General features: G+C 73.1%; 2 protein-coding genes. One reads left to right on the plus strand and one right to left on the minus strand.

From position 1 onward, the window contains the following. Window positions 1-972: RICIN domain-containing protein (locus HCN56_RS21350; protein ID WP_167973582.1), on the plus strand; the 972-nt coding region annotated here is incomplete at its 5' end. A 182-nt stretch (window positions 973-1,154) separates the two neighbouring features. On the opposite strand, the gene HCN56_RS21355 is transcribed toward HCN56_RS21350, so the two are convergent. Beyond that, window positions 1,155-8,319: coiled-coil domain-containing protein (locus HCN56_RS21355; RefSeq protein ID WP_376770908.1), on the minus strand; the 7,165-nt coding region annotated here is incomplete at its 5' end.

Genomic DNA, 8,319 nt, shown 5'->3' on the forward strand with positions numbered 1-8,319 from the left:
GCCGAGGGCCGGGCCGCCGCCGGCGGCGGAAGCGACGCCGGGCACCGCGACCGCTCCGACGCGGAGGCGGAGGCGGCCGACGAGGGCCGTCCCAACCGCCCGGTGCTGGCCGGTGCCGCGCTGGCCGGTGCGCTGCTGGTGGCGGCGCCGCTGCTCTTCCTCGCGATCGACCGCTCCGGCTCGCCGGAGCCCGCCACCGGCCTGGCCGCCGACACGGTGCTGCGGGGGGAGAACGACGAGCCCGGGGACTTCGTCGCGCAGCCCAACCCCGAGCCGAAGCCGGAGTCGAAGCCCGAGGAACCGGTCACCGACCCGCCCGACGCGGAGCCGGCCCTGGCCCCGCCGCCGGAGGACGAAGCCGAGCCCGAGCCGGAACCCGATCCGGAGCCGGAGCCCGATCCGGAGCCGGAGCCGGAGCCCGATCCGGAGCCCGAACCCGACGCCGCGGCGGACGAGGCGAATCAGGAGGCCGAGCGGAGCAGCGCCGCAGCCCTGCGGACCGCCGCCGGCCCCCCGACCGAGCGCGTGCTCATCCGGAGCCTCCGCAGCGGCAACTGCATCGGCAACTCCAACGAGACGACCGGCGGCCGCAACTGGTCGCTGCGGCATCTGGACTGCGCCGTCGGCACCGAGAACCTGCGCTGGAACCTGGAGAAGCGGTTCGACGACGCTGGGCCCAACGGCGCGGCGCTCTACACCATCCGCAACGACCGCGGCGGCTTCTGCGTCGACCTCCCGGACAAGGGGGCCAAGGAGCGCGGCACGCTTGTCTTCCAGGCGCGGTGCTTCCCGGACATGGCGGACAACCAGCTGTGGTGGCTGGACGAGCAGGAGCCCGGCACCTACTACATCCGGAACGCCGCCAGCCACGACTACTGCCTGCTCGGGTTCGGCAACGACAACCCCGACATCCACCTGCGCATCTGGCCGTGCGACCCGAAGCACGCCTGGGAGTTCGTGCGCGAACCCTGACGCTCCCTCCCGCGCCCGCCCCGGCCCCGGACACACCGCCGCGCCCGGCCCCGACCGTCACGGTCGGGGCGGGGCGCGGTCGTGCGACGGGCACCTCGGCCCGGCAGCCACGGGGCTCCCGAGGCACAGGGCCCCCGGCCCGCGGTGCGGACCTCTGACCGACGGCGCCGTGCGGAAGCCGGTTACGGGCGTCGGAAGGGGAGGAACACTGCTCTCGTCCCGCCGCCGGACCGCACCAGATGCAGCCCCTCACCGGTGACGACCAGACGGTGCCGCACATCCGGCGGGGCCTCGCCCCACCAGCGCTCGTACCGGTCGACACCCAGGAAGCGGTGGATCGCGCCTGTGCTGCCGTCGAGCACCAGCGAGGTCGGGTCGTGCACGAAGTCGATGCCGTACCGGACCCAACCGTCAGGATGGAGCTGACGGCCGTCGGGCAGCACCAGGGTGCCGTCCGGCATCGCTCCGAGGGTCTGGCCACCCCCGCCCGCGGTGGGCACCACGAACCTATGGGTGACGTCGGGGCCCACCGTCGGAACGGGAACCTCCCGCGGCGGGGTGCCGGAAGCCGGGGCGGTCCGGGGGCCGGAGCTGAGGTCGAGCAGGGGAACCTGCTCCGCGGTCGGTCGGCCCGCCGACGTGTGCTCGTCCATCAGGACGGCATAGATCAAGTCGGGCACCTCAACCGGCGCCGGTGCACTGCCCGAGAGCAGGCTCCGGGCCTCCTCCAGGCTGCGCGCCGCCGACTCGGCGCGCTGCTGCTCTGCCTGCTCCACCTCCGTGCGGAGGTGACGGCGCTGCTGTTCCGCGGCTGTGACCGAGTCGCCCAGCTCCGCGACTCGGGCGCTCTGCCGCTCGTGCAGACGCTCATTCTCGGCACGGTCGCGAGCAGCCGACGCGACGGCCTCCGTCTGCCGAATCAGCGCGGCGTCGCGAGCTTCGGTCGCCACCCGGTGCGCCTCCTCCTGCCGCCGCAGCTGGTCCCGCTCGGTAGTTAGCCGGTCGGTGAGCTGCGCGCCTGCCCGGGCCAGCCGTTCGATCTGCTGATGCTCCTGGGCGATCTGCTGCTGCAACGCCTGGCGGGCGGGGTCGTTCGGGCGGAGGCCGTCCGAGTGGGCCAGCAGCCGCTCGCGGGCGCCGGAGTGGGCGGTGAGCTGCTGCTCGTTCGCGCGCTGCTGGGCGAGCAGTCCCTCGACGGTGATCTGTCGGCGCCCGATGTCCTCCGCCCGGAGGGAAACGTCGCGCTCGGCGGCCGAGACGTTGTTCCTCTCCCGCGTCCGCACATCGGTCTCGTGAGCCTGCGCCCGACCGAGGAGTTCACCCGCACGGTCCAGCTCTGCCCGTGCCTCCGCGTGTGCACGTCGCCCGTCCGCTGCGAGCCGCGCCTGCGTCGCTGCGGCCTGCTGCGCCCCCATCTGGTCCGTCAGACCCCGGCGGTGTGTCCGTGCTGCATCCCGGAGGGCGTCGAGCGCTTCGGACCGGGGCCCCGTCGGTGCGCCGGTGTTGTCGAAGTGCCAGAGCTGCGTGCCCGAGGGAGCGCGAACTGCGAGCTCGACGTCCCGGGCGGCCGTCCGTGCCGTCTCCGACACCAGGTGTACCAGCGGGGCGATCTCCGCAGGGTCGGCCATCGCGAACCACAGCCGGGGCGTTCCCTCGGTCTCCGTGACCTGCTGCACGGTGTCCGCCAACGACGCGGTCAGCTGCGTGGGAACAGCCTGATGCCAGGTGGCCGGCAGTCCGTTGACGGCGCCGAGACCGCTCGCCACACCTGCCCGCAGGTCGATGTCCCTGCCGTGCGGGCCGACGTCCATCGAGCCGAGCCCGAGGAGGTCCCGCGGGTTGAGGGAGACCCGACCGGAGCCGGTCACCCACCGCGATCGTCCGTCGTGCGTTATCTCCACGAGGACGTCGGCACGCACCACCCGCGAGGGGTCGACCAGGTGGCCGGACTCCGCGTCGTCGGTGGTGGCCTCGCCCGACCGGTCCACGGTGAGCTTGCTGCTGGACTCGACGGTGCCTCGGCCGACTTCCGGGGCGCCGGGGGAAGGCACGGGCCGGGAGAGGACCATGTGAAGGCCCGGGGCCATGGCGGCACGGATCTCCGCCAGGAAGTTCCAGTCGCGGTTACGTGTCGAGCTGGATGCCTCGGTGTGACTCAGGGCCTCCAACCGGTCGATGACGGTCCCCGGGGCCTCCAACTCCGGGCGAACGTTGTGGAAGCTCAGGCGGACCTGGGGTGGCCTGCCCCCGAAGCTGCCCGGTACGAGACCGCTCTTCCCGCCCAAGGGACCCTGGCCGCCGGTCCCGAGCTCCAGGACGGCCTCGGTGAGGAGCCGGGACACGAGGGCGTCACGCGGGACGGCGGAACCGTCCCCGTTACCGCCCGGTTGGGACAGGGCGGCTCCGGCCCAGGTAGGGGCGATGTCGTGGAGGGCTGTCGCCAGAGCCTCCGACCCCGTGAAGGAGTGGAAGAAGGCGGTGTTCCTACTGAGGGGGTAGGGACGCGCGAAGGGGCCGTCCGGGTCCGTCTCGGCGGGGTCGCGGTCGAGGGTGGTGACCGGCGCCGGCTGCGGACCGGTGTCGGCCGTTGCCTCGCCCGACCCGACGAAACGCAGGGTCGCGGTCGCGGCGACCTCAAGGGTGCTGCCGCCGTCGATCGGGGTGAGCGCGGGCACGACCGGGGATCCGAGGCCGGCGGTCATCTCGATGTCCTCCGGGCGGCGGCTTCCGGGAGGTTCGGGCAGCGCCGCGGGACGCGTGGCGGCAGCCCCGCCGAACGGCAGGGAGAGAGAGGTCGCCTCCCAGAAGCTGCGGATGAGCTCTCCCGTCCTGGCCGCCAGCCAGGTGGGCGTCTCCAGGGCGCCCAGCACGGCCGAGGCCGCCCAGTTCTCGGTCACCGGCTCGTGGGTCACGGACGCCGTCAGAGTGAAGGGGACACCGTCGAAGTCACCGACCTGCGCGCCGCGCAGCCACGTGGTGTCGGTGCCCTTGACCACCTGGGAGACGGTGGCCCCCGAATTCTGGTACGCGCTGAGACCGACGCCGGGGCGATGGGTCAGACCTCCCCGGTCGTCCGGGTCGACCGAGGGATCCCCGCTGAAGAACCGCTGCACCCATCGGAAGGCGAGCTGATGGGTGGAGGATCGGGCCTGCTCGGACTTCACATCGCTCGGCGACACCTCCAGCAACTGGTCCAACGAGCCGGCGGCCCGGGCGCCGCGCAGCGCGTTCCGCTGTTCCGCCGTGGCTGCGAGCGCCGCCCCGACACTGATCGTGACCAGTCGCGTGCGGCCGTCGAACTGGCCGACGAACTGCACCGAGAGCCGCTGGCCCTGCCGGGTGAGCACCGTGAGCAGCGTCTCCCGGTCGGTGATCCAGCCGGCCGCTGTACGGGCGCCTACCGCGTAGCCCGGCCTGCCGGGCGTGAAGATGTCGCTGTCGATGCGGCGCAGCGCGGATTCCACCCCGGCCCGCAGCCGGTTCGCGTGCCCGTCCCGGGAGGAGTCCGACAGGGTGAGATGCGTGGCGGCAGCGCCGTCGAGGCTGCCCTCCTGGGTGAACCAGACCGGCGGCAACAGGGCGAGATCCGCCCCGGGCGCAGGCTGGGTGAGGCCCGCGACGGCCGCGAACAAGCGGGCGTGCGGCCGCAGCACGGCGTCTGAGGCCGAGAAGCGAACGCCGTCCTCGACATCGACGGCCACCGAGACGGTGCCGTGCTCGCCCAGGGCGACCGCTGCCAGGTGGGTGTGGCCCCAGACGACCGTGACCAGCAGCGAGAGGTCGCCCTTGACGGTGTGGTGCTGACTCTTGTCGGCGGGCGTACGCGTCACGGCGTGGGTGGTGCTCGGCGCGTCCGAGCTGGTGGAGCGCGCCGCGTAGGTGTACGAGCCGTGAGGGTGGTTCTGTGTGCTGTCCTGCATGTCCCGCTGGAGTGCGCCGAGGCTGAAGACGACCTCTCCGGAACGGCCGGAACCACTGGTGTCACCGAGCGTGGTGGCCCCGGTCGAAGCCAGGCTGGACTTGGCCGTCTCGCTGTGTTCGAGCCTGGGCCGGGTGATCAGCGCGCTGATCTCCACAGAGAACAGACCGTTCCACTTGGTCACGGGGAGCGGGAGCGCCTCCAGGACGAACGAGCCGTCGGCGATCTGCGGGGCGTTGGCGTGGAGCCGGGAGGGGCGCACGCCGTTGTGGAGCACCTCGGCAGCGAGGGAGTCGTCGCCGCGGCTGTTGTCCAGCATGTCGCGCACGTGCCGGGCGGCGGTCGACGTCGCCGCGGTCACGGCGTCGGTGACCAGGTCCGCCACGTTCCTCCCGGCCGCGGGGGTTTGCGCGTCCGGGCCGGCCGGGTCGGGCTCGTCCCGGGAGCCGGGCGTCTCGGTCGCGGGCGCCGGCAGCGGCGGCGCAGCAGTCTCCGTGGCGGGCGGCGAGACCCTGTCGAGGGCGGTCCGTACTGCGGCGAGGACGGCGGCTGTGGCGTGGAAGTCGAGAACGGTACTCCCGAGAGGGAGCGCCGTCACCGCCGGGCGGGTGCCCTCGGCCGCTTCGCTCCGGCCGAGGCGGTTGCGGTGGTTCGCGGCCGCCTCGGCGTCCACGACCCGGGGCGCGGAGTGGGCGGGAGCGTTATCGGTACGCGGCTGTGCAGGCGGCGTCGCTTCCGTCGGAGTCCGGTCCGTCCCGGGCGTTGCCGCCGCGTCCGCCGGTGCGGTCTGGGTGTGGTCCACGACCAGATCCAGTACACCGTTCCGGTAGGCGTCCTCGGCCGCTCGCCGGGGCCCGGTCTCCTCGTCGAGCCGCCCGGGGTCGGCCTCTCCGGTGAAGTAAGTCGTCTCGTCCGCCACGGTCAGCCCCAGCCGGTACTGCACCGGAACCGCGAACAGGTCGCTGCCGGCCTCAGGGTGGCTGATGTCGCCCACCCGCTGGACCGACTGCTTCACGTCGCTGCCCGACTTGGGGTGCGCGCTGCCACTGCCGTCCAACTGGCCAGGAACCCAGTAGCCGTTGACGGGCAGGTAGCCGCGGGCGGCGAAGCCTGCAGTCGCCGTGTGCTCGATGGTGCGGCCGGTGGAGACCGACACGTCGCTGCGCCTGCTGCCCTTGACGTCCACGCCGGGCAACCGACGCTGGTGCACCACACTGCGGCCCTGGTCGCGCCGCACGTCCAACTGCAACCTCGCTCGCCGCCCACCGGCCTCGAACCACAGAGAGCGACCGCCGTCGACGGCGTCCGGCGTCGACATCGCCAGCCCCCAACGGCCGCGCAGTCGCGTCAGCTTGCGCAGGTTCTCCAACTGCTGGCCCTGGAGGACCCTGTCAGTGACCCAGCCGCTGCTCTCGGCCTCCGGTGGCAGGAACCCGCGGTCGCGGAGCGCCGTCTCGGCGGCGTCCAAACTCTCCGGGTCGATGTCCAGCCGGGTGGGGACCGTGTCGAGGCCGATGCCCCGCAACGTCTCCAGGTGGGACGGCAGGGTGCGCCGCTCCTCGGGTGTGGGCTCGCGGCCGCGCGAGGTGTCGGCATCCACCGCCGCCACCAGCAGTCGGTAGCTGTCGCGCGGTCCCGCGTCGCTCGCTCGTCGGGCACCGGGAGCAGAGGGTGCGGAACCGAAGGACCGAACGGTCGGCGCGCCCTGCACCCCGAAGAAGGTGGCGGTGTAGCGGACCGTGGCCTCGGTGAGCAGGCTGTTGGTCTTGGACGACACCCCGTGGACGAGAGTGGCGGAGGAAGCAAGGGTGAGAGAGTCGGTCCCCTTGGCGCCGTACCCGATCCTGCCTCCCCCGCCCCCGCCGTACTGCGCCGTGGGGCCCGAGGCCTCGGCGGGTAGACCGCTGGTGGCGAATACCCCGCCGCGGAAGTCGAAGCCGCCGCCGCTGCCGAGGGTCGCCTTGCGGTCGCCGCTGCCGCCGTGGCCGAAACCGGTTCCGACCGTCGTTCCGTCGTCGGTGGTGAGCGGTGTCCCGGTCGGCGCGATCTCCGCGGAGAGCAGCAGGAATCCGACCGGGTGGCCGTCCGCGTCGGCCAGCACCGGCGAGACGACGCCCCCCCGCCTGTCGCCGGGACCGTGTCCGGCCTGGAGGTGAGCGGTGGCGCGCAGTCCCTCGTCCGCCAGGAAGCTGTGGAGCTCGGCGCGTGACCCTGCGGACAACCGGTCGTCACTGAGCTGAGGGAGTTCCCGCTGCAGGTCGGGGAGGAGCGCTACCGCGTCGCCCGTGCTCTCCACCGACCACAGAGGGAGACCGCTGAGATCAGCCGTCGGCGTGCCGGGCGCCGCGCCCTCGGTGAGTGCCCGGTTCCGCGGAAGCCAGAGGGTCACCGGTTCAACGCTCGCCCGTTCGCCACCGGACGTGCCGTCCGCGTGGTCGATCTGCCAGTGAGCGGTGGCGTCGAGGGGGTACTGCCCGTGGGGCGAGGTGAGCTCGCCGTAGACGGACAGGTTGTCGGTGACGGTCGTGTCGACGGTCAGCTCGTTGTGCGTGGCGTTGAGGGTCAGGGCAAAGTCGGTGAGCCAGACGCCGCCCTGCTCCAACGGCAGCGCCAGCACGTAACCGAGCGGAGCGGTGCGCAGGTTGGCCGTCTGCTGGGTGGTGCGTGCATCGGTCTGCTTTCCCTCGGTCTTCCCGCCTTGTGCGAAGTCGGGCCGGGTCGCGGGGTCGCCGAACTGGACTGAGGGGCGGAGGTCGGAGTACCGCAACCGGGCGTACACGGTCCGCTCCGTGCGACCCACGGTCACGGTGACGGGGTGGCCGCGCCCGGACCGGAATGCGGCCCGATGGCGCAGGATCTCACGGGGGCCCGTGGTGCGTGCCAGTTGGGCCTCAGCAACCATGCGCTGTCCGTCGTTGAGCGTGCCGTACCGGTCCCCGATCGCGGCGAGCACCGCGCCGTGGAGATCTGCGACCACCTCGGCCGGTGGCGGGGACAGCGATACGAGGCCGGAATGGGAGTTCGTGAGGGAGCCGAGCATGCGGGCGTAGCGGGAGAGCTGCCCCCCGGGCGGTGACGCCGGGCGCCGCACGGCATCGCGTGAACCCGGTGCGAGGGCCGTCTCGACGGCATCGGCGCCACGGTCGGTGGCGGCGTCGATGCCGCTGTCGGCGGCGGCGGGGCGGGTACGGCCGGCCCACTCCAGCGCCTCGATGATCTCGGCTCGGCCGACGGGGGCGTCGTCCGGGAGTCCGAGGATCTGGCGGCTCGTGGTCTCCAGGCCCTGCTGGTGAGGACCGAACGCCGCGCTCAGGCTGCCCAGAGTGTCCAGCATCTCCTGGTAGCGCGGATGATCGGTGATGTCGGGGCCGGTGGTGTCGGCGAGGAGGTTGGCGAGGGTGTCGGTGGTGTGGGGGGTGGGTGCGGCG

Source organism: Streptomyces lonarensis (assembly GCF_012033735.1).
Taxonomy (GTDB): domain Bacteria; phylum Actinomycetota; class Actinomycetes; order Streptomycetales; family Streptomycetaceae; genus Streptomyces; species Streptomyces lonarensis.